The following is a 22468-nucleotide window of genomic DNA, read 5'->3' as shown; positions in this document are numbered from 1 at the left end:
CGGGGTCGCGTTGATCGTCAGCCTGCCTCGCCCGCGACACGCGCTTGACCCGGCAGCCTCGACACCCGGCCCCGAAACCGATGGGGTCGCGGTTCGAGGAGCTGGTGGCCCGAGAGTCGGCCGCGCGGGTCCGCGGCGGCTTCTGCGGCGTCCGGGGCTGCCGGGTCAGGCGAGATCGGGAAGGGCCAGCCAGTCCTGCCAGGAGAGGTCGCGTCCGACGTACCGCGGGCGTTCGAAAGGCCATGCCTCCGCGATCCACTGCGGGACGAGCGCGTCCAGTGCCTGCTCGAGTTCGGTGCCGACCCGGTCGTCGACCACCCACCAGGAGATCTCGGCGTCGGCGCCGATCTTCTCCGGCGGGTCGATGTAGACGCAGCCGAGCAGGGCCGTGCCCGCGTCGTCGAACAGCGCATAGTTGAACGACTTGTGGGCCGCGATCTCGTCCGCGTGGCGGACCAGGTCCGCCCGGTCCTGCTCGACCGTCATCGTGGCCACCGGCCAACCCCAGGCCTCGCCGTAGATGGACCACAGGCGTTCCCGCGAGCCCATCACGGCCGGATAGTCGAGCTCGGTGTCGGCGCCGCTGATCGGGCGCAGGTGATGCTGGCCGGGCAGTGCCACGCGGACCGGATGGACGAAATCGGCAGGCAGCCAAGTCATGGGCCGCAGGCTAACAGTCGGCGAGCCGCCGCCCCGCACCCGGTTCAATCCCAAGGCTCAGGAAAATCGGGCAGGAGAACCGGCCGGAACTGCGGGTTGCAGCTCGACAACCCCCACCGGCACAACAGCCGGTAACCGCACGGCACACCGGCCCGGAGGACTTCACCCAGCGCGTGATTCCTCACCGCGTCGCTCGCGGGAAACACTCCTCACATGTATGCCAGGGATCTCGCGATCCGGGCTCGCGTACCAGGGGACCCGGTGGACCTCTCCCACCCCGGCGGTCACGGTCAGGCCGAAGGGTGGTGGTGGTTGAGCGGGTCCCCCGCTGAGCGAGTTCACCGCGAACCTGGCGCAACCCCGCGACCTCCGCCGCGGTCTCGCGCAACAGGTTCAGGGTCAGGTCGGGGCCGTCATGGAGAAGCAGCCCCGCGGCGGCCAGGCGCGCCGACGCGGCGTCGGCGTGGCGCTCGGTCTCGGTGACAGTGCCGCACGCAGCCGCCTGTGGTCGACTTCTCCTGCGGCGGCCGTCGTCAGGCGGGCCGCAATGTCGGCGTGGGGGCGGCCGGGCGTCCACGCGAGCACTGCACAGGTCGGTGTGGTCGTACATCGACCGGCCACCGAAATAGTGCCTGTGGGTGGCAATCAGGGCCGCCCCGTCCGGGTACGGCCGCCGGTCGTTGTCGACCAGGACCATCCACCGCCCGCACAGCGGCCGGCCGGCCCGATACCGAGAGTGCCGGCGGAGGCAGAGGGTCGCCCTGATCGGCTCCGTACCAACGCCGGTGGTCGGCACAGGAGTTGTCGTCGGTCATGGCTTCGACCGTAGCCGCCGGCCCCGGCCGTGCATGGCGTGCCGGGTCGGGTCATGCCGCGTCGTGCCGTGCCGAGGGGCTCTGCGTGCCGGAGCGGGTTGCGAGTGGGCAACGAACGGTGACCTGGGCGGAGTTGCGGACCACGATGGGCACATGTCCTCCCGCCCCGATACGCGGCCGACCGGTTGCCTGCTATGGCTCGGCAGGTTCGTCCTGGCCGTGATCACACTGGCAGTCGTCACGTTTTTCGGCGGATTGTACGCATGCCAACGGCAGTTCGCGGCAGCCGAGAGGGAGCATAAGGCATACGAGAGGCACCGCGCGGAGGAGAAGCTCGCCGGGGTCGATATGGAACTGCCTTTCCGGGTCTTCCACGAGCCGGCGAGCGCGGAGTTCGAGCGCCTCGGATTCGACAGGTGTTGGCGCGACACCACGACCCGGTCCAAGCCGCAGGCGGGCATGGTGGGCGTGATATGCACGTCCACGACCATGTACTTCTACGGCTCGGACGACCCCACGACGTCGACGGCCGACTTCGTCCGCGAGGCACGAAGGCTCGGGCTGACGCCGGAGACGGCAACCTGGGCGAGGCCACAACCCGTTCCGGACGTGCGCTTCCCGGATCCGACGCCACCTCGGGGGGCGGGCGAGCAATACGGTCCGCCCGAGGTGAGCGGCCTGGATGCCAAACCCGTGCGTTGGCAACACGCCTACACCGAGCACCCGTTCGTCATCCGCGCATCCGTGACGACCCAATACCGCACCGAGCGCAGCAAGCCGAAGCCCACCCCGCCCCGCACCCCGATGTTCCCCCAACCCCCCGCCACCTGCGCAGGCGGCCACCGCCCGTGGAGTTGCCTGTGACCCGCGACGGCTTCTCCCCGCGCCTGCGGCCCCAGCCGGGCGCGTTCGCGCCCGAGCTCCGCAACGATCCCAGCGGAGCGCATCCGGGGGCTGCGCGGATCACCCGGCTCAGGACGCGAAGCCGCCGCCGACGGTGAGGGATGCGCCGGTAATCCACCGGCCGCCGCCGCCCGCGAGCTGTGCCACGGTCGTGGCGACCTCCCACAGCTGTCCGTAGCGGCCGAGGGCCCGGCGGGGAGGATCGGGCCCAGAGATCGAACCCGCTTGCCACGAGGGATCGGAGAAGAGAACGCACGGGACGTCGAGCAGGGCGCTGCGAGCAGGAGCAGCCGAATTGCTCTCGGGTGCTCGACGCCGATCGTCGAAGCAGCGCAGGAGAAGACCGGTCTGGTGCCGAGGAAGAGCAGCCGCCGGTGTCTACTGTCCCGGCCGTAGGGGCGCGATCGTCAGCAGCCCGCACCCGTACGCCCGCCCTTTTCCGACGCCACCGATCATCGCGGCCCGCAGCGCGTCAGGGTCGACGATTTCCGCGGTGCCCTCGAAGCGGACGCGGTGGTGGCGCACCTTCTGGGCGCCACCGCCCTTGCCGCACCGGCCGACGGCGGCGTCCAGCGGGTGGGAGAGGTGGATGTGAATCTTGAGACCGGCCAGGCCCGCCCGGCGGTGCCACCAGTCGTCGGCGTGGCGGCCGTGGAGGGCAACGAGGGGAGGCAGGTTCCTGTACAGCTCCCGCGTGGTGTGGCCGGGGCGGCGGACGGGGTTGGCGTCGCAGCGGTAGGACAGGCGGCGGCCATGGGCAAGGGCGTTCAGGAGCGGCTCGATGTCGCGAGAAGCCGAGTCGACCGCGTACCCGTTCGGGAACCGCTCAGGCGCGACCTGTGTATTGCTCTGGACCATGAGTACGACCTGCCGCTCGGCCTGCTCGACCCGGTGTAGTACACCGAAGTGGCTTCGTGCCTCTTCGATCTCGGGGAGGTCGGGGAAGAGGGACATCACGCGCCGGTGCATGGCGACGGCGTCGCGCAGTTCCTTGCGTACGTCGGTTCGGGAAGTGTCGAGGGTGAGGCGGGCGAGCCAGGTGGTCATACGGCGGCCTCCGGACGGTCGGACGAGGGCACGGTGGTGGCGTGCAGATGTGCGGCGAGGGCTTTGAGGTAGCTGTTGCCGAGTTCGCCGGTGTACAGGCGCTCGGGCGGGTGCCAGGAACCCCGGTAGAGCCGACGGGTGCGGAAGGTACGCCGGTCCGCGGCCGTGTCCACCGGTTCGTCTTGAACCTCGGTACCGAGGCGGGTGCCGTCGTCGGGATCGTCGGGATGGCGTGGAAGCCAGCCGAGGGGGCGGTCGGCGAGCAGCGTCACCACGGGAGCCGGGGCCTGCGCGGGCAAAGGCAGTCGAAGGAGGCCGTCGAGGACGTCGGAGTTGCGGTCGAGCAGGACGGGGCCCTCGGGTGGGCAGCTGCGGCGGCCCAGGTAGAGGGGCCGGCGCGGGGCGGTCAGTGCGTCGGCGCAGCGGTCGAGGATCGCCTCGTCCTGACCGGTGAGCGCGCAGACGAAGGCGGCGTCGGCGAGGTAGAGACGGTGGCCGTAGACGGTGGACGTGTTCGCGCTGCGGGTGCCGCCCTTGGCCGTTTGCACGGTGTCTTTCGGGGCGAGGCCACCGCCGACGGTGTGCAGGTCCCGCAGCACGTAGCCGGGGCGGTCGACGCGCACGGTGAGATTCAGTCGGCGCAGGTCGTCGTTGGCCTGCCCTCGATGTCGGCCGAGCGCGCAGGAGAGCAGGCCGAGCACACCGGACTTGGTGGGGAAGGCGGCGGTGTCACGCTCTTCGGTGAAGTGGCTGCGCTCTCCCCAGGATTGCAGCGGAGCGGCGAGGCGTAGCAGCAGACCGGACTCCTGTGGTGGCTGTGGTGCGGTCACGCGCCGCCCTCCAGCGGGGCGAACGCGGCCTCGACACCGGCCTCGACCAGTGCATCGAAGGTGTCGACGCGGGTGCCCAGTCCCTCGATCTCCCGACCGGTCCCGGCCCAATGGGCGGCGAGGATGCGGTCGGTGCCCATGAGCGTGGTGGCGGTCTGCGCGTACTCGACGAGCTGGTCGCGGGAGGCGGCGCCGTGCCCGCCGCCCTGCGCGGAGCGCACCGGGGTCTCGAAGGCGGCGGCGAAGGACAGCGGGCGATCGCTGCGGACGCTGATGTGGACGAGGTCCGGTGCGGTATGCGGAGCGGTGGAGTTCTTCTTGGCCTGCGGCAGAGAGCGGATGAAGGAGGAGAGGAAGGCCCCGGCGATCCTGCGGGCGTCCTCGGAGACGTCGCGGTCGATTTCGGAGGTGTGGACCTTGCCCATGTTGGCTACGAGTTCGCGCACGTCGATGGTGGCGAAGCGGTAGAAGGTGCCGGCGGAGAACTCGGCCTCGCTGAGGTGGCCGCTGCCGGTCTCACCCCATGCGGCGGTCAGGTCGTCGACGGCGGTGAAGTAGTCGACCTGGACATCGCTGCGATGGGTGGTGAACGCGTGCGCAACCTGGACCGCGCCGTCGACACCGGCGTCGTCGACCTCGGCGAGCATGCGGCCGAAGGTATGGATGACGGCGTTGCCTCGACGGATGATCTCTTGGACACCGGTCGCGGGGAGTTGCGACTTGTCGGTCGCTTTTTCGATCTTCTTCTTCTTGATCTTGTCGGGGTGTTGGACAGCGAGGTCGGCGAGTTCTTCGATCGACTCGGCGGAAAGGTACACGAGTCCGTTGGTGATGGCCTCGTAATCCTCTTGGTCCGGCTTCCCCTCGATGCCGAACTTGATGCCGGAGGCCGCCACGATGTGAGCGCCGCCCTGGCGTGCTTCACGCTGATCCCAGCCGTGCTTCGTTTCCAGGACCTCGGCGACGGCCTTGCCGACCCGACGAGTTCGGGTGGCGAATTGGCCGATCTCCTTCTGGAACTCCGTCCGCAGCGCCCTCTTCCACGACTGGCTGCTGACGCGGGTGCGTCGCACGCCGCCGTAGTCCACCGTCTTGACGGCGTTGAGGTCGTCGCGGTTCAGCGTGGATACGGGGACGCTCTGAAGGACGTGGACGTCCACAAAGCAGGCGGGCAGGTGCGCGGTCGGCACGGGGGCTCCTTCTGGAGTGGTGTGCGGGGATGGCGGTCAGACGGAGGATGATCCGGGCTCGGGCACGGCCTGTGCGGCGTCGGTCTGGTCCTTCTTCTTCCACTCGTCACGGTGGAGGGCGCGGAAGTAGTCCTGCTGCCACCGGCTTCCGATGTCGGCCGCGTTCCACGGCCAGCGGGTCAAGTCGCTCAGCAACTGGGCCCAGTCGGGTTCCGTCCCGTACTGGCGCAGGAGGCGGGTGGCCGGCGGGAGGTAGCGGTGCAGCCCGGTAGGGCTCTGGCGGACGAGGAGGTCCAGGCGCCTGCGGGTACTGTCGCGCCGACGTGAGCGCTCCTGCGCGGGAGAGTTGAGAACGGACTCGGCGAGGGTGCGGCCGAAGCTGGGGCCGTAGGTGCCGATCGGCTGCTCCGCCTCCGTGTCATCCGCCGGCCGGCCGCGGACGACGTGGCGGGGCTGGTCGGCGATGAGCGCGGCGACCGCGTAGTAGGCGCGGTCCCGTTCCCGGTTCCGCTTGTCGGGCAGCCAGTGCGCGATGAACTCGTGCATCCCGGCCACCTGGTCGATGTCCTTGCCCACGCCGCGGCGCAGGCGCGCGTGTGCCCCGGGGTTGCCGGCACACAACTGCCGGATCTCCCGGACGAAACTCTGGTGTTCGGCGCGGCGCGCTCGTGCCGCGGCATCGCGGTCCTCCGTCATGGGACACCTTCCGATCGGCGTGGTGACTACTTGTTCTTGCGCTCGGGGCGCGTCATCCACAGCAGGCCACGGGCCTCGAGCACGGCTTGGTTGCCGCGGACGGTGCGGGTGAGCGGATCGGTCGTGCGCGTGTACGCCTCGCGGGCCAGTCCCAGAAAGGCGTCGCGCGCGGCGCGGATGTCCAAGCCGCCGTCGGGGGCGTCGCCCGTGCGATCGAGGTGGTCGAAGCGGATCCAGAACTCCCGCTCGGCGGCGGGCCAGTACAGGGCCTCGGCCTGTGGGACGAGTCTGCCCGCTTGCTTGGGATCGCCCCTGGTGTACAGCGCCCAGGCCTTGCGTACCGCTTCGGTGAGGTTCTCCCCGTAGCGTTCGCCGAGTCTGCGCAAGCGACCGACCGCGACCTGAGCATCGGGGCGCTGATCGGAGAGGTGGCCCACGGTCGCGGACGTGAGTCCGCTGACGAGCTGGCTGTTCTTGGCCTTGTTCTGGTCGAAGCCGAGTGCTCGAACGCGCAGTTGGTCGGTCAGTTCGACCGCTGACGCGAACACCTTCGGTGGCTCGACCGTGGTCTCCTCGCCTGCGGCCTCCGGAGGCCGGTGCAGCAACAGGCCGTCCAGATCCCTCCACAGGGCCCGGTTCGCCTTGGCCCGCCGGGCGGTGCGAACATTCTCGTCCTTCTCCCCCTGCTTCTTCTTGACGAGCTTGTGTTCCCAGATGAGGTACGGGTCGTCGAGAGCTCCCGGGAGGCGGTATGCCCAGGTGATGAAGGCGTCCGTGACACGCTCTCCGCGTGCGTCGGGCCGGAGCAGGAGAGCGTGCCGCGAGGTGTCCGTCCACCAGCCGCAGGGGCCGACGGGCACCGGTGGCGCGCCCGCCGGGTCTGTCGGCTCGTTCCGTTCCCAGGGGCACGGATCTTGCTTACGCAGCACCTTTGTGTTCGGGCGCACGAGCCCGGCAAGCAGGGTGACGAATAACGAGTCCCCTTCCGGGTGGTAGGAGAGCGAGCCGAACAACGGTCCGCGCTTGGCCTCGGAGATCCGCTCCCCGTGGAGTGCGCGGGCGGTGCACTTGCCGGGAGCGCCGTAGTAGTGCCACATCAGCAGGTACGGCACCGCCGCGGCCGCGGAGGGCGAGTGCGGGGAGCTGTCGCGGACATGCCCGAACCAGGAGTGGTTGTTACCCGAAGGCCGGGTCATCACCAGCTTGTTCACGCCGGTGGACTCGGTGCACTCGTTCGCCAGACGCGGGTCCTGCAGCCACGGACGGCCGGTGACTTCGTCGAAGAGAAAGAACCGATGGTGCCACTCGGAGACGTAGTCCTCGATGCCGTCCTGCGGCAGCGCATGCTTCTTCAGGATGCGCGCGCGCCGGTGCATCCAGCCGCCGTCCCGCCCTTCGCCGTCCCGCTCCTTGTCGTCTCGCTCCTGGTCGAGCTTGGTGACCCGTGCGGTGAGCGCGTACAGCACCCGTAGAAGCGCAGACTGGGCGGCGGCAAGCGGGACATCCAGGGCCTCGATGTCCTGGCAACGCTCCAGAAGCCCCCGGAAACCCACGGACTCGGGGCCGTCCTGGCCGGGGAGCCAGCGCACGGGGATCCACGGCTCGTCGAAGAGGTTCATCGCCCGCAGCGGTTCCACAGCTCTCCCGGTCTCCTGTTCGTTCTGTCCCTCAGGGCCGCACGGGCAGGTCCGTCGTGTCGGAGTGGCGCGCACCATCGGTGCCTTCGAGAGCACCTTCCGTAGCCGTGGGTTGTCGGTGATCGTATGCAGTCACGCCTCCCGGCGCTGCCCTTTTCCGGGAATCAATCGAGCGTGACCAGGCCGGTCCTGGTGAGTCCCAGCCGCATGTTCCCGAGGAACCCGGTATGGGAATCACCGGTTCCGCTGAGCACCACCGGATACACCCGGTTCAGCCATGTTCGCTTCTTCCAGTTCGTGTACTTGATGTTGTCGAATCGCCCACGGCCGATCTGCGTCGAGATCCCGCCTTCGGGCGCCCACTCCGGCGGAACCGAGATCGTATGCCGGGCCAGCGCGGCCACTGCCGGACTGCGCCCCTTGAGCTCGACGAAGGGCACTTTTTCCTTTCCCTCCGGATCCAGGAAGGCGGTCTTGACCCGGAGGTGGACGAACAGCACATACGCCTGTTCGAAACCCACCATGGCCGAGAGGCGCTCCTCGGTGAGGCCGGGCTCGATTCGGGTCAGCTGGTACAGGTCGTCGTGGACGTCCATCGGGCTCGGGATCCCGGCGAGGCCGGCGTCGTGCAGCAGCTTGGCCTCGTGTCCGTCGGCTGCGGCGTCCAGCCGGCGCTGCCGCTGAGCCGATACGTCGTCGAGAGCGGCCAGGTAGTTGTCCGAGTCGTACACCTGGCGGATCAACTGCTCGGTGTCGGCCGGTAGTTCAAGCCGCGGACCGTGGGAACGGAGCGCCTGCAGCGTGCGCTGCCTCAGCGCTTGGTCCGTCGGCGAGCCGGCCTGTTCCCCACCTTCCAGAAGGATCAGATTCCGACCGCGGGCAGCACGCGCCAGCAGCGACGGCAGCGGAACCAGAGGTGTGACGACTCGATCGAAGCGGAACGGGAGATGTTCGGCGAAGGAGGCGGTGGTCACGAGCACCGAATCGTTCTCCGCCGGGTCTTGGTGGGCCGCTGTGCACTCGGCCACCAGTTCGCGGACGCGATACCGACGGAAGCGCGGATGCAACAGCCGAACCTGGCCGGCTGCCGCGCCGGGGCGACGGAGATGTTCGAGCGCACGGAAGGTCCGCTGGGCTTCCTCCACGCTGCTGCAGCAAACGAGGGTCGAGCCGCTGTCCGCGACCTCGCGCGTGACGGCTTCCACGTACGAGTCCGCACCGCCGACCCGCAGCCGGACTTCGGACCGTGGGAAGCGCGGGGCCGAGTCTTCGGCAGGATCGACTGCGGACTCGGTGACCGCGCCGTCGAGTCCGTCGATATGCAGCCAACCCGGCTGGGGCAGCTCCGCCGACGAGGGCGCACCCTCCTGCAGGCTCCGCAAACCCCGAGCCGCTCGCGCGCCCCTCTGGTAGCCCTGTACCAGGCGGTCGGCACTCGCGCCGGCGAGGGTGTCGGTCAGCAGCACGACGGATGCCCCGAGTGCTCCCAGCCACTCCACCAGGAGGCACAGGAGGTAATGCGGCCGAGGCTCCTGAGGACGCACGTCGTCCACCACGAGGACCTTCTCGCTGAGTGCGAAGAGCCGTACGGCATTGTCCGGCACGAGCTGGACGGCCGACAGGAACTGCTCGTGTACGCCCACGCCGAGGGGAGCCAGCAGCCCGCGGCGTCGCTGGGTGAGCCACTGCTGCGCGACTTCCCGGTCACCCGGCGTGCCGAGGCTGAGTTCGGGGATTTCCTCGGAGGCCGATTCCGCGTCGCCGTCGAAGAACATCGGGTGAAGGCGGGTGAGCATGCCGGAGCCCTCCAGAAGCATGCCCGCCAACGACGCCAACTCGTCCGACGCCTCGTCGAGGTGATGTTCTTCCGCTAGTGCGAGAGCGATACCCCGAGCCCCGCACGCTCGACCCAACCGCGAGGCTGCGACCAGCCCGAGCCGCCGGCGGGCGGGGCCGGCCGGAGCGCTCACGAGCAGCATGCCGGGACCTGCGGGTGCGGTCGTTGTGAGCAGCTGTTGCGCAAGCCGACCGTGCACGGATCCGTCCGGGAATCCGGCGGCACTCAACAGCTCCTCCCCTGCCGGGGCGGCGAATCCGCAGCGCCCCAGAGCCCGCTGCCTCACCCCGGCCCGGGCCTCCTTCCGCGCACGCTCCCAGTGCCGGGCGAGGGCCTCGTGGCAGCAGCACTCCTCGTCCACGAGGCGCCGCACCTTCTTGATCGACTGGGTATCGCTGGCCATCCAGTCCGCCACCATCACCGCGCCGAGCACCACGACCGCGAGCTCGGCCGGGAGAATCCCGGTCGGTACCGGGCCATCGTTCGTGATCAGCCTGCGCAACACGCGGACGTGGTGGTGGCGTTGCTCCGGCCACTCGCACCTCCCGACCTGTGGCAGGAACGTCGCCGAGTGCTTCAACTGCCGACGCTCCATCCGCGGGTGGAAGACCCCGTGGTGCCCGCCGAGCAACTGCCCGATAGCGTGACCGACCAGGTCGCCGACCGGCCCCTCGGGATCGCCCGGCGGATAGCCCAGCTGCTCGAGAACGCCGGGCAGGGTCCAGTGCGTGATCTTGCTGTGGTGGCCCGCGCCGTTGTCGATGCCGCCCGTGCCGTGCCGGTAGAGACTGCCGGGGAATGTCTCCGCGAAGCACCCCGGATACCTCTTCCGCACGGAGTGCTGGTACGACGGTGAAATCTTCCCCACGTCGTGCAGCGCGGCCCAGAAGGCAAGTTCTCGCATGGCGTCGAGCTCCGACAACCCCAAGGCCAGAGCGACACGGGCATGCATGCGCGGTCCGACGGCCGACTTCCACAACGCCTCGAAGTACGCGCCGGTGTCGACGAGATGGCACACCACCGGGTACGGGTGGCCCAGGCCTTGCTCCTTGCCCCACAGGCGGGCGTCGAGGAGCGGGGGGTGGCCGTGGTGGCAGCGGTTGTTCCCGGCGCCGCGCCCGGACTCGGTGCTCGTCTCCATGCGAGTGTTGTAGCAGCAGCCGTCTGCCAACCGGCGGCGGACGGCGAGTACTTGGCGTAGAGTCGGAAGTGGGTCGAGGAGATCCGGCGCCACACGGCAGGGGATTCGTCCCCACGGCTAGTGACACCGCCCCGCGGGTCCAGCCGGCCCGTGGCACCGAATCTCCTAGAGGTGTCTACATGAACGAGTCCCAGAACCGCCGCGGTGGGTTCCTCAAGCTGGTCGCCGGCTCCTTCGTCGGCAAGGTGCTTGCGGGCATCCTGCTGGAGTGGTGGTCAGGGCAGTAGTCCCAGCCCACGGCCCGGACTTCGGTCCGGGCCGCTTTGTTCCCGGGACCCGGCGGAATCGTGCCGTCATCGATGTCGCCCCCAGGTCGTGGGCTGCGCCACGCGGTCTCGCGCGATGGCCCGCACGGGGGCGGTTGCCGCTCAACGCGCCGCTCCGAGATGGATGTTCGTCCGGGTCCGGAACGCAGCCGCTTGGCACAACGGCGAACCACTCGAGACGAAGGCACTTCTCCGGTTCACGGTTGACCGGTTCGCCCTCCCAGCGGGTGGCCTCGAAGAAGAAACCGATCCGGTCGGGGGCGCCGTCGCCCTGGTGGTGGTGGACGGTGTGGACAGTCGCAGGTCGTCGGGCTCGACCACGACGCCGGTTTCCTCGTGGGCCTCTCGAACGGTGGGCGCGGTGAGGGATTCCCGGGATCGAGCTTGCCGGACGGGGCCTGCCACAGGCGTGGCCGTAGGCCCCGGCTCGCTGGGACAGAAGAATCTTGTCACCGTCGCGCAGGATCAGATGCACGTCGATGACGGAACTGCCGGGGGTCATGGGCTATCCGGGTTCGCTGTGGCTCTTCGGGTGGGTGGGACGGTATCCGAATCGACGCTCGCCGCGTGCAGGATCACCGCGGCAGCACGCTCCCGGGTGACGGCGTCCGCGTCCACGCGCAGGACCCGCACGGCCATGGATTCGAGGATGGGGATCGCCCGTTCGTACAAGGCCCGACGCTTGTATTGCTACGGCGGGGTCCCATGTACCTCTCTATAGTCGTTGCATCGGTGTTTGCCTGTGCAACGCGCCGCCACCTCACGGTCGACCTGCGCATCCGCAGTTTCATGGGTCGTTGCAACGGTCCGACGACCGAAACGCACCCGTGAAACAGCCGGGAATCAGCTACAGCGAGCTACATGGGACTTCGCCGTGGCAATACGAGCGTCGGGCCGTGGAATGCGCTCAGTGCAGGATTTCGACACGCATCCTCTCCTTCGGCGTGGCGATGTCCCAGTAGCGAACAGTGCCCCGGGCGCCATTGAAGGCGCCTGTACCGCCGGTAATGGCCATGTCGAGCGTACTCGCTTCGTTCGTTCGCAGCGATTGCATCGTCAGAGAGCCACGCTCGAGTTCCAGCGTGATCACGGCCTGCGACGTGATCTTCCTGCCCTCGACGTGAACGACCTGAGCTGTCCCAGCCCCATATCCGACCTTGCGGCCGTTCTCTACGGCGGTGGCGCAGTAGGCGCTCATATCGCCCAGGCTCGGCCCTGCCGGGCCGAGGTCGATAGGCTTGTACTCAAGGTCCTTGAGCTGGAGTTCGAAGACCTCGACCCGGTTCTTTTTTGAGGTATCGGCATCTGCGCTGCCCACGGCGAAGACGCCGACCGCGGCGGTGACCAGCGACAGAGCGGCGAATTTCAAGAGCATGGGTCGTGTGTTGCTGTTCCCCATGGTGGAACCTCCTCATTGCGATCCTCTTGCGCGAACAACGTGAGGCCATGGCATACGAGATATGGCATCCAAGACCGATACCGATATGACGTTATTGTGCCGCTGTCAATCAGGGGTGGAATGCGCTCGCTTGGCAATCGGCGTCCATGGCTTCGACGGCGAGTCCTTCCTGCAACGACTGCGGCGGACGTCCGCTTGCTGCTCGACATATGGGCCTGCCCTACGCACACAAGACGCCGCTCCCCAGCGCTTTGTGACACCCACCATCGATGACCCACGTCACACGCCCGCGCTGTCAACCCCGACTACCCCCATCACACCGTCGCCTCACAGCTCGCCCTTGCGCACGCCCGCGAACCCTTGCTGTGTCTGTGGGATATCCCGTGAGTTCCTTTGAGGGTTGCTGAGCTCTCGTGCCTGTGGTCAGGGGCTTCTTCCTCGTTCGTGTGGTGAGGGCCCCTCCGACGTAACTTCGGGATTCCTGAAGCGTTCTCATCTCGTCCGACCGATCCACGGTTCGGGTGAAGGCGAGGGCCGCGGATCTGGCGTCCTGCCGCAAGTTCGCGCCGACCGCCCGCAACTACACGGCCGCGAAGCTGATGAGCGACGTGGGCCTGCGGGTGAACGAGGCATGCCGGCTCGACCTCGCCGACATCAAGTGGGACCAGGGCCGTTTCGGGAAGCTGCACGTCCGCTATGGCAAGGGCAAGCGCGGCTCCGGGCCACGCGAGCGGATGGTGCCCCTGATCAACGACGCGGGGCGGACGTCGCGCTGGTTCATCGAGGACGTCTGGGGGCAGTTCGGCGACGACCACACCCGCCCGGGCGCCCCGTTGTTCCCGTCCGAGCGCAAGAACGCGGACGGCTCCTCGCAACGGGTCGGCGACGATGCCCTGCGGGCCGGCCTCGTCGCCGCGGCCGAGAAGCCTCTCCCTGCGTGGGCGGAGACGCTCACGCCCCACGTCCTGCGGCACTTCTGCGCGTCGGAGCTCTATCTGAACGGCCTGGACCTGCTCTCGATCCAGGAGATCCTCGGTCATTCCTGGATCGCGACGACGATGCGATACGTCCACGTGCACCGCACCCGGGTCGAGGACGCGTGGGCGGCCGGGAACGAACGCGCCGCGAAGCGGCTGGAAGGACTGAACCGATGAGGTGGAACCTGCGACTGGCCGCCGCGAATCGAGGCGTCTGGAAAGCGTCCGAGCTACAACGCGACCTGGCCGAACACGGATTGGTCATCTCCGCCGGCAAGATGTCCGGACTGTGGTCCGGGCAGCCGATCTCGCTCAAACTCGATGACCTGGACGTGATCTGCGTCGTCCTCGGATGCGAGATCGGGGAATTGCTGGTCCCCGAACCGGACAAGGTCAGCCGCCCCGGTCACGAGACGGCGACGCAGGCAACAGCCGTCGGATCGACCACGACCGTGGTGATCCCCAAGGGCCGCGACGGCCGTTCCCTGCCCCCCACCTGAACGAGGACCACAGCGCGATGGGAAAGATCAGCGACGACAAGCCGGCGGCGTCGTGCGTGGAGTGTTTCGCCTGGGGACAACTGCCGGGACGGTACTGCCGAGCCTGTTACAGCTACGGCCAGATCAACGCGCGCGGCGAGTGCGCGGCCTGCCGCCGTGAGGTTCCGGTCCACGACGGACATTGCCGGCTCTGCCGGCCCAGGCCGGTTGGGCAAACAAGGCCGGCGGCAAGTGCTCGGTGCTGGAACCCTTCCTGCGGCAGGTCACCTGCCGGCAACTGTTCTTCGCGAGGATGCAACGGCCGCGCAAGGGCGGGCCGCCCGTCGGAAAGAGCGGGCGCCGTGTCCTGGCTCCACCACCGCTGCCCGAGATTCCCCGCCCGGTCACCGGCCGGGTCCAAACGGAACCCTTCCCGATCGCCCGCGACTACCGCGGCTTCGATCGGCGACGCCACGAAGACCCGGCCAAGCCGTGGCTCGTCCAAGCACGACGAGTCGCCCGCACCCTGGGCGAGTTCCGGGGTTGGACCCGCTGGATCGCGAGCGACGTCGACCGGGCCCTGGTCGTCGTCTTGTGCGGTCACGCCGAGGGCGAGACGATCCGATACTCCGAGATCTTCCCCGCGTTGCGAAGCCTCGGGCTCTCAGTCAACCGAACGACCGAAGACCGCGACAAAATGGGCCTGTTCGTGGACGACAGGGCTCCCGCCGCCGACCTGTGGCTGGAACGCAAACTCGACGGCGTCGCACCGGGGATCCGGCGCACGGTCGAGCAGTGGGCCCGCGCCCTCCTGGACGGCGGCCCTCGATCGGAGCCGCGTGACCGCAACACGGCCTGGACCTACCTCAACGCGATCCGGCCCGCTCTGCTGGACGGGTCGACCCGGCACGACCACCTTCGCGAGATCGAACGAGCCGACGTCGTCGCGGTCCGCGACGGCGCGACCGGACGTCAACGCGAAACCAGGGTCGTCGCCTTGCGTTCGCTGTTCGGGTTCGCGAAGAAGAACGGGCAGATCTTCCTCAACCCCACCCTTCGTCTTCGAGCCGGCGCCCGGGATACGGCGTCGCCCAGCCCCTCGAACAAGTACACATCGACGAGGCGATCACCGCCGCACGCACACCACAAGCGCGACTCATCCTCGTTCTTGCGGCCGTTCAGGCGGCACGACCCGCCATGATCCGGGCGCTGCGGCTGGAGGATCTCGACCTCGGCAACCGCCGCATCACGATTGCCGGGCACAGCCGTCCACTGGAGGACCTCACCCACCACGCGATCCTGGACCGGCTCGATCACCGACGAACCCGCTGGCCGAACACCGCGAACCCGCACCTGCTGATCACCCAAAAGACCGCCGTCAAATTCGGCCCCGTCGGCAAGCTTTGGGCGACCCAGGCCACTCGAAACATGACCGCGACCCTCGAACGGCTCCGCGTCGACCGCCAACTCGAAGAGGCCCTGACCCACGGCCCCGACCCCCTCCACCTCGCCCTCGTCTTCGGCATCGACGAGAAGAACGCGATCCGCTACGCGGCCACGGCACGTGGCCTCCTGGAAACCGGTGCCGAATCGCAGGCGGCCGTGCAAGCATCCACGGATGATCAACGCTGAGGACCTGATCGGCCGCCGACTCCTGCGGGTCACGACGTCCTGGCACCACTACCCGGACACCGAACCGTCCCTCCTGCACATGTGGTTGCACCTGGACGACCTCGGCCCCGTTCGCTTCCACACCCTGGGCGACGACCTGGACCTGCGGATCGACGAACCCCACGATCACTACGACCTGGACGAATACGGCCACGTCACGGTGGAGGACGATCCGGCGGACTTCCCCATGAGCCCGTTCGTGGATCGGCGCATCGTCTCCCTCCGGCCGATTCGGTATCGGGACGCGGACATCGACTACGTCACCGGCGTCACCCTGCAATTCGAGAGCGGCGACATCCGCGTCCTTGCCGTGGCGGACGAACTCGTTCTCGCCCACGAGCGACACCTGGGCACCATCGAATCCCACCTTCACGAGGAACCGGCCATCACTCCCTCGGACATCGAGCCCTGAGTACGGATCGAACCCACGGGTGCACCCCGGGAAACCCGACCTACCACCTGCGGGTTCGTCGCCAATGTCCTTCAGTTTTCTCGAACCCACGGGGAACTCCGCCCTGTTCTCCCGAATCTGCCGCAGCACGACATGTAACGCCGTGTGACTAACTTGACGTCCGCCTCGACGAGCGCGTCGAGTTGGGAGTCGAGCGACTGCCGGGCGGTGGACACTCGCGCGTACCCCAGGCGGATGTCTCCCACCGGCTCGGTACCCGTGCCCGCCGAGCGGGGCAGTTCGGTCCATGCCGAAGCAATACGAGCGTCGGGCCTACAAGCCCGGTTCCCGGCGGACCTTGTCGAGGTCGTGTTCGAAGCGGCGATGTGCGCCTCGGGCGGCCAGGCGGCGGGTGACGGTGTCGACCGACGCGGTGAGGACGACCGCGAGGTCGGGCGGGTCGACGTGCGCGCTGATGGCGCGGATGAAGTCCGTGGGCACTCCGTCCAGGCGCTGGGGAACCAGGCTGGACGCGAGGTAGCGCTCCCAGACGACGATGTGAGACCGGTCGCCAGGTGGGGCCGGAACTCGGTGTCCGGTTGGTGATGGCGGTCGGCGGCGACCAGCAGGGTCAGGGCCGTGCCGCGGACTTGGTCCCGACCGAGCGCCTGATTACGGCGTCACGAGCAACCAACCAACTTTTACCTTTATGAGGCGACTTTGTCCTTACTTTACTTACCATGATCGAAATGCATGCGGAGACCGATCGGTTGATTCCATGGCGTGTTCATGCTCACGACCGAGACGCAAGGTTTCCGCAGGTGAAATACCCACGCCGCTGATAATTTTTGATCGCTACAGAGCGCAATCGAAGGTTATTTCTCTGTACATGGCATGCTTTTCGATCTCGAATCGGAGTAATCATGCACGTACTCAGGTTTGCCGTCGTCTCCGCCCCCGCCCTCGCCGCAGCGAGCGCCGCCCTCCCGGGGCAGGCCTCCGCCGGGGAAGCCGCCGACAACGCACCCGTCACGGTCGTGGCCACGATCCACGCGAGTTCCGAGTTCACGAATCAGAACCTCAGTGGTGCACAGCGGGACGCCCCCTGGACAATGTGAACTGCAACGCCGAGTAAGTGATCCAGCAGAACGCCAACATCCCCGCCGGTGTGGACAACAACGTCGAATCCCATCAGACCTGGTCCCAGGTCCTATTGCCGGCAAAGCAGTCAGTCGAATCACTCCGACGGGGTCTGGCACGCCGGTTCGGCTTCCGGGTGGTGGGACGGTGCCCAGTACAGCCTGGGCGGGATGAACAACTACACGAGCTCGATCGCCTACCGCCAGCCGACACCGACCGTCTCCCGTCGGCGCCACACGGAACGGAAGCGTCCGGCGGTCGGTCGGGCAGTCGAGTAGTCGGTCAGTCGGGAACTCGGGCAGTCCGCCCGGTCGAGTAAAGGTTCGCGGGCCCGGTCGACGTTCCTCGCCGGCCGGGCCCGCTCACGAGAGGACGAAGCGTCGATGTCGGCAGTCCCCCTGCGCGGGAAGTTGGCCGCCCTCGTGGCGGTCGCCGCGTTCGTCGCGACGGGATGCGGCTCCTCCGGAGCGGACGAGAAGGCGAAGGAAGGGACGACCGGCAAGGAACCGCCACTGGGCGAACTCCGCCGGATTCGGGGCCCCGCCGACGTGGCGTTACCCCTGGACGCGTACTGGCCGACCACCCAGGACCGCGCCAACTCCTTCCGCGCCGTCTACCTCGTCGGGGCCGACTGCATGCGCAGGTTCGGCTCGCCGGACTGGCCCGTACCCGACATGGGCCCCCAAGCCCCCACCGAGGGCCGCAACATGCGGCGATACGGCGTCTTCCTCGCCTCCGACGCGGAACGCTACGGCTATCACAGCCCCGATCAGGCCGCGGGCCAGAGCGCGCCGCCACCGCCGCGCACCACACGCGTCCCGACCCCGCTGGAGAACCAGATCTGGGCCGGACAGATCGGTCAGACCCCCGACGGGCGCAAGGTCCCCACCGGAGGATGCTCGCAGGAGTCCGAGGACAAGATCATCAACGGGGTTCCGCGCGCGGAGTTCCTCAACACCGTCCAAAACCTGATGATGGAATCCTGGACGAAGGTCAAAACCGACTCCCGGGCACAGGCGGCCACCGCGAAGTGGAGCGAGTGCATGGCCCGCTCCGGTTACAAGTACGGCGACATCTGGGCGGCCCACGACGGCAACTCCGGCGGACCCACTGCCACTTCGAAGGAGATAGCGGTCGCCGAGGTCGACGTCGCCTGCCGCCAGGAAACCAACCTCACGAACCTGCTGTTCACGATCGACGCCGCCTACCAGAATCAGTCCATCGAGGCCCACGCGGAAGTCCTGCGCAAGGTGAAGGACTACCAGGACGCCCTCAAACGAGGCGCCGCCCGGGTACTGGCGGGCAAGCCGGTCGCCTCCTGACCATCGGGCGATTCGCGCCACGTCCACCGAGAGGACGACCACCATCGACACCCCATCGGGCCCCTACCCGCCGCCGCCCGCACGGGAGATCGCCCCCGACCCCGAGCCGCCGACCGCGGGCTTACCCGCGACGTCGCGCCGGATGCGAATACTGGTGGCCACCGTGATCGCGGCGGTACTCCTCGCCGGCGGGGGCCTCGCCGCGGCACGATTCGTGAAGTCACCGAACGAGAAAGCCGCCGAGGCCAAGGCACCCGCCCCGTCGGTGATCACGGCCATGGTCGAGCGCCGGATACTCACCGACACCGTCGTCCTGCGCGGCGAGGTCACCGCGGGCCAGACCGTGGCGGTCTCCCCCAGGGTCTCGGCCTCGGGCGGCAAGGACGCGGGCGCCGGCAAGCCCGTGGTGACCGGCCTTCGGGTCAAGCCCGGCGACGTCCTGCGGGCCGGCCAGATCCTCATCGAGGTCTCCGGCCGTCCGGTGTTCGTGCTCCCCGGCGACCTGCCGGTCTACCGCGACCTCAAACCCGGCAGCGAGGGCCGCGACGTCGCACAACTCCAGTCCGCGCTCGACGGACTCGGCCACAAGACCGGCACCGACAAGTCCGGTACGTACGGCACCGGCACCAAGGGCGCGGTCGCGTCGTTCTACAAGTCCCTCGGCTACGACCCGCCCGCGGCCGGCGAAGGCGACGACCAGGCACTGCGGGCCGCGCAGGACCGCGTCACCACCACCGAACGCGCCCTCGCCCAGGCCCGGGACGCCCTCAAGGCCGGCGCACCCGGCGGATCCACGACACCCCCGACCGGCCCCGGCGGAAGCGGCGGGACCGGCGGCACCACCGGCCCCGGCACGAACAAGCAGGCCGAACAACAGGTCCGCTACGCCACCGAGGACCTGGCCCGCGCCAAGGACGAACTCGCCGCCCTCAAGGCCAAATCCGGCGCCATGCTCCCCGCCGGCGAAGTACTCTTCCTGTCCCGCTTCCCCGCCCGCGTGGACACCGTCCAGGCCCAGGTCGGCTCCGAGGTCAAGGAACGCGCCCTCACCGTCTCCACCGGCGACCTCGTCGTCAAGGGCCGGCTCGCCCCCCACGAGAAGGGCCTGGTCCAACCCCGACTCAAGGTGCGGATTCTCTCCGAACTCACCGGCATCGAAGCCGAGGGCGAGGTCCGCTCGGTCGCCGACACCCCCAGCGACCCGAGCGGCGACATCACCGGCTCCGGCGACTCCGCCTCGGCCGGACGCGCCGCCGCACCCCAAGCACCGGGCCAGGGCTACGAGATGGTCGTCGTACCCTCCAAGGCCCTCGACGCGAAACTCGCCGGCCAGGACGTCCGACTCACCGTCGAGGCCGCGTCCTCCGGCGGCCCCGTCCTGGTCGTCCCGATCTCCGCCGTCTCCGCCGGCGCCGACGGCCGCACCGTACTCACCGTCGTCGACCCCTCCGGCACCCAACGCCGCGCCGAGATACGCCCGGGAACCTCCGGCGACGGCTACGTCGAAGTCACACCCCTGAGCGGCGAATCCGTACACGAGGGCGACCGCGTCGTCGTCGGCGCCGCCCGCAAGGACACCCCCGGCGGCACCGTACCCACGGGCCCGCGCCCGTGACGACCAACCCGCCCGTCGTCGAATTCACCGGAGTGGGACTGACCTACCCCGGCCCACCGCCCGTCCCCGCGCTGCGACCGTGCGACCTGCGCGTCGAACGCGGCGAGTACGTGACCATCACCGGCCCCTCCGGATCGGGCAAGTCCACCTTCCTCAACGTCGCCGGCCTGCTCGATCGCCCCACCTCCGGCACCTACCGCCTCGACGGCATCGACACCGGCGCCCTGCCCGAACGCGACCGCACCGCGCTGCGCGGATCCCGGATCGGCTTCGTCTTCCAGTCCTTCCACCTGCTCCCGTACCGCACCGCCGCCGAGAACGTGGAACTCGCGATGATGTACCAGGGCCGCACCCGCAGCCGACCCGAACGCGCCGCCCGCGCCCGCGAATCCCTCGCCCGCGTCGGCCTCGGACACCGCCTGCACCACACCCCCACCACGCTGTCCGGCGGCGAACGCCAACGCGTCGCCATCGCACGGGCGCTCGCCGCGGGCCCCTCACTGCTGCTGTGCGACGAGCCCACCGGCAACCTCGACACCACCACCGCCGACGGCGTCCTCGCCCTCCTCGACGGCCTGCACGCCGACGGCATGACGATCCTGGTCATCACCCACGACCCCGCCGTCGCCGCCCGCGGCCAACGCGGCGTCGCCATCCGCGACGGCGTCATGAGCCGGACCGGCCGGGAGAGCGCCACGTGAGCCTCGACGAACTCCTCGAACCCCGCCCCGAACCCACCCCGGCGCCGATCCCGCCCCCGGACCGCATCGCCCCCTCCCGACAACACCTGCGAGACCTGTTCGCCGAAGCCCTCGCCGGCATGCTCCAACGCCCCGCCCGCTCCATCCTCACCGCCCTCGGAACCGTCCTGGGCGTCGGCACCTTCGTCGCCATCCTCGGCCTCACTGCCACCGCCACCGGCCAGATCGGCGACCGCTTCAACGCCCTGACCGCCACCGAGGTCACCGTCGAGGACACCGGCGGCCAGGACGCCGCCGTCCAACCCCTGATGTTCACCCCCGACGCCGACCAGCGCGTCCGCGCCCTCAACGGCGTCGAACACGCGGGCGTGCACTGGAACATCCGACTCCCATCCGGGACCACCGTCCGCGCCGCCCCCGTCGGCCGCGACGCCGGCGGCCAACAGATCACCGTCCTCGCCGCCTCCCCCGGCCTCCTCGACGCCGCCGGCCCGCACTGGGCCACCGGCCGCGGCTACGACACCTTCCACGACCAACGCGCCGAAGCCGTCGCCGTCATCGGCGAAGGCATGGCCACCCGCCTGGGCATCACCACCCTCGACACCACCCCCGCGATCTTCATCGGCGACACCCCCTTCACCGTCATCGGCATCCTCGCCGACACCGACCGCAAACCCGACCTCCTCCTGTCCGTCCTCATCCCCCGCACCACCGCCGAAAAGATCTACGGACCACCCGACCCCGCCGACCGCGCCCACATGCTCGTCACCACCGAAATCGGCGCCGCCCGCCAGGTCGCCGGCGAAACCCCCTACGCCCTGCGCCCCGACGCCCCCGACGCCTTCAAACCCATCCCCCCACCCGACCCCCGCACCCTCCGCGACAACGTCACCGACGACCTCGGCGCCCTCTTCCTCCTCCTCGCCGGCATCTGCCTGATCATCGGCGCCGTCGGCATCGCCAACACCACCCTCGTCGCCGTCATGGAACGCACCGCCGAAATCGGCCTCCGCCGCGCCCTCGGCGCCCGAGGCCGCCACATCGCCGGCCAATTCCTCACCGAATCCGCCACACTCGGCGCCCTCGGCGGCCTCGTCGGCACCAGCCTCGGCACCGTCACCGTCGTAGCCACCGCCGCCGCGAAGCAATGGACCCCGGTCATCGACCCGACAACCGTCGCGGCGGCCCCCCTGATCGGCCTCGCCACCGGCCTACTCGCCGGCCTCTACCCCGCCTGGCGCGCCGCCCGCATCGAACCCGTCGAAGCACTACGCCGCTGAGAGGCCGTCGTCGTCCCCCGCCGCTCCATTCCCGAATCGGTCTCCGATCGTTTGGCGTCGAGCCGCACCAGGAGATGGCGGCCTGCCTCTCCGGTAGGGCGGCGGGCCATCGGATCGGTCATGGCCAGGTGGATCATGGCTTCGGAGCGGGTGGGGAGGGTTCCTCGTCGCGGGGCAGGCGTCGGCAAGACGTCGGCCGCCGTAGGTTCGTTCCGCCGCCCGCCATTTCGGTATCGAATCCAACCCCCGGCCCCAGGGGCGCGTGCGGAGATTTCCATGTCGATGCCGAGGATGATCGCGCGCTCGACGAGGTGCGAGCGATAGCCGCCGTCGACCCGGGCCTCGCGAATCCGCAGTTCGGCCGCGGCTCCGGGGACTGGCGGCGGGCAGAGGGGCGGCGACGACCCCCGC

The 22468-nt window shown here is 69.2% G+C and carries 20 protein-coding genes and 1 pseudogene; 11 read left to right on the top strand and 10 right to left on the bottom strand.

Annotation, left to right across the window (positions count from 1 at the left end; translation table 11 throughout):
- Positions 1-165: 165 nt before the first annotated feature.
- A complete protein-coding gene (locus ACIBM5_RS30965; RefSeq protein ID WP_396009858.1) occupies positions 166-660 on the bottom strand; it encodes an N-acetyltransferase in 495 nt (164 codons plus the stop codon).
- 1163 nt (positions 661-1823) lie between these two features.
- On the opposite strand from ACIBM5_RS30965, the gene ACIBM5_RS30960 reads away from it, so the two are divergent.
- Positions 1824-2339 carry a hypothetical protein gene (locus tag ACIBM5_RS30960; RefSeq protein WP_396009857.1) on the top strand — a complete coding sequence of 172 codons (516 nt, stop codon included), beginning with the start codon at positions 1824-1826 and terminating at the stop codon, positions 2337-2339.
- A gap of 417 nt (positions 2340-2756) precedes the next feature.
- On the opposite strand, the gene cas6e is transcribed toward ACIBM5_RS30960, so the two are convergent.
- From cas6e to ACIBM5_RS30925, 7 genes are all read right to left on the bottom strand, one after another.
- On the bottom strand, positions 2757-3425 hold the full coding sequence (gene cas6e, locus ACIBM5_RS30955; RefSeq protein WP_396009856.1) for a type I-E CRISPR-associated protein Cas6/Cse3/CasE: 669 nt from the start codon (positions 3423-3425) through the stop codon (positions 2757-2759).
- Positions 3422-4255: a type I-E CRISPR-associated protein Cas5/CasD gene (gene cas5e, locus ACIBM5_RS30950; RefSeq protein WP_396009855.1), complete on the bottom strand. Its 834-nt coding sequence runs from the start codon at positions 4253-4255 to the stop codon at positions 3422-3424. The genes cas6e and cas5e overlap by 4 nt, the downstream gene beginning before the upstream one ends.
- The gene (cas7e, locus tag ACIBM5_RS30945; protein WP_396009853.1) at positions 4252-5445 is read right to left on the bottom strand and encodes a type I-E CRISPR-associated protein Cas7/Cse4/CasC; all 1194 of its coding nucleotides are present in this window, start codon (positions 5443-5445) and stop codon (positions 4252-4254) included. Before cas7e ends, cas5e begins: the two co-directional genes overlap by 4 nt.
- 36 nt (positions 5446-5481) lie before the next feature.
- Positions 5482-6141 carry a type I-E CRISPR-associated protein Cse2/CasB gene (casB, locus tag ACIBM5_RS30940; protein WP_396009852.1) on the bottom strand — a complete coding sequence of 220 codons (660 nt, stop codon included), beginning with the start codon at positions 6139-6141 and terminating at the stop codon, positions 5482-5484.
- A 26-nt stretch (positions 6142-6167) separates the two neighbouring features.
- Positions 6168-7778, bottom strand: coding sequence for a type I-E CRISPR-associated protein Cse1/CasA (casA, locus tag ACIBM5_RS30935; RefSeq protein WP_396009851.1), 1611 nt, complete (start codon positions 7776-7778; stop codon positions 6168-6170).
- Positions 7779-7942: 164 nt separating this feature from the next.
- A complete protein-coding gene (locus ACIBM5_RS30930) occupies positions 7943-10849 on the bottom strand; it encodes a CRISPR-associated endonuclease Cas3'' (RefSeq protein ID WP_396009850.1) in 2907 nt (968 codons plus the stop codon).
- A 1140-nt stretch (positions 10850-11989) separates the two neighbouring features.
- On the bottom strand, positions 11990-12481 hold the full coding sequence (locus ACIBM5_RS30925) for a hypothetical protein (RefSeq protein ID WP_396009849.1): 492 nt from the start codon (positions 12479-12481) through the stop codon (positions 11990-11992).
- 521 nt (positions 12482-13002) lie between these two features.
- Here ACIBM5_RS30925 and ACIBM5_RS30920 point away from each other — a divergent pair.
- The 5 genes from ACIBM5_RS30920 (at position 13003) to ACIBM5_RS30900 (ending at position 16020) form a co-directional block, all read left to right on the top strand.
- Positions 13003-13635, top strand: coding sequence for a tyrosine-type recombinase/integrase (locus ACIBM5_RS30920; RefSeq protein ID WP_396009848.1), 633 nt, complete (start codon positions 13003-13005; stop codon positions 13633-13635).
- Positions 13632-13958 carry a helix-turn-helix domain-containing protein gene (locus tag ACIBM5_RS30915; protein ID WP_396009847.1) on the top strand — a complete coding sequence of 109 codons (327 nt, stop codon included), beginning with the start codon at positions 13632-13634 and terminating at the stop codon, positions 13956-13958. The genes ACIBM5_RS30920 and ACIBM5_RS30915 overlap by 4 nt, the downstream gene beginning before the upstream one ends.
- A gap of 181 nt (positions 13959-14139) precedes the next feature.
- Positions 14140-15138, top strand: coding sequence for a hypothetical protein (locus ACIBM5_RS30910; protein ID WP_396009846.1), 999 nt, complete (start codon positions 14140-14142; stop codon positions 15136-15138).
- On the top strand, positions 15135-15569 hold the full coding sequence (locus ACIBM5_RS30905; protein WP_396009844.1) for a hypothetical protein: 435 nt from the start codon (positions 15135-15137) through the stop codon (positions 15567-15569). The genes ACIBM5_RS30910 and ACIBM5_RS30905 overlap by 4 nt, the downstream gene beginning before the upstream one ends.
- Positions 15556-16020 carry a hypothetical protein gene (locus ACIBM5_RS30900; RefSeq protein WP_396009843.1) on the top strand — a complete coding sequence of 155 codons (465 nt, stop codon included), beginning with the start codon at positions 15556-15558 and terminating at the stop codon, positions 16018-16020. Before ACIBM5_RS30905 ends, ACIBM5_RS30900 begins: the two co-directional genes overlap by 14 nt.
- A 312-nt stretch (positions 16021-16332) precedes the next feature.
- Here ACIBM5_RS30900 and ACIBM5_RS30895 read toward each other — a convergent pair whose 3' ends face one another.
- Entirely contained in the window at positions 16333-16500 is a 168-nt protein-coding gene (locus tag ACIBM5_RS30895; RefSeq protein ID WP_396009842.1) for a hypothetical protein, read from the bottom strand.
- A gap of 422 nt (positions 16501-16922) precedes the next feature.
- On the opposite strand from ACIBM5_RS30895, the gene ACIBM5_RS30890 reads away from it, so the two are divergent.
- The 5 genes from ACIBM5_RS30890 to ACIBM5_RS30870 all read left to right on the top strand — a co-directional run bounded on the left by ACIBM5_RS30890 (position 16923) and on the right by ACIBM5_RS30870 (position 22057).
- Positions 16923-17117, top strand: a complete 195-nt coding sequence (locus ACIBM5_RS30890) for a hypothetical protein (RefSeq protein WP_396009841.1) — start codon at positions 16923-16925, stop codon at positions 17115-17117.
- 405 nt (positions 17118-17522) lie between these two features.
- Positions 17523-18461, top strand: a complete 939-nt coding sequence (locus ACIBM5_RS30885; protein ID WP_396009840.1) for a hypothetical protein — start codon at positions 17523-17525, stop codon at positions 18459-18461.
- A 142-nt stretch (positions 18462-18603) separates the two neighbouring features.
- Complete coding sequence (locus tag ACIBM5_RS30880; protein WP_396009839.1) at positions 18604-20076, top strand: peptidoglycan-binding protein; 1473 nt, start codon at positions 18604-18606, stop codon at positions 20074-20076.
- Complete coding sequence (locus ACIBM5_RS30875; RefSeq protein WP_396009838.1) at positions 20073-20777, top strand: ABC transporter ATP-binding protein; 705 nt, start codon at positions 20073-20075, stop codon at positions 20775-20777. Before ACIBM5_RS30880 ends, ACIBM5_RS30875 begins: the two co-directional genes overlap by 4 nt.
- Positions 20778-20824: 47 nt before the next feature.
- The gene (locus ACIBM5_RS30870) at positions 20825-22057 is read left to right on the top strand and encodes an ABC transporter permease (protein ID WP_396009897.1); all 1233 of its coding nucleotides are present in this window, start codon (positions 20825-20827) and stop codon (positions 22055-22057) included.
- Between the two features lie 86 nt (positions 22058-22143).
- On the opposite strand, the pseudogene ACIBM5_RS30865 reads toward ACIBM5_RS30870, so the two are convergent.
- Positions 22144-22425 (bottom strand): annotated as a pseudogene (locus ACIBM5_RS30865) (IS5/IS1182 family transposase); the annotation flags it as partial.
- Positions 22426-22468 lie beyond the last annotated feature (43 nt).

The organism is Embleya sp. NPDC050493 (genome assembly GCF_044458105.1).
Taxonomy (GTDB): Bacteria; Actinomycetota; Actinomycetes; order Streptomycetales; family Streptomycetaceae; genus Embleya.
Note: the sequence above shows the minus strand (reverse complement) of the source record. Positions and strands in the feature narration are given on the sequence as shown.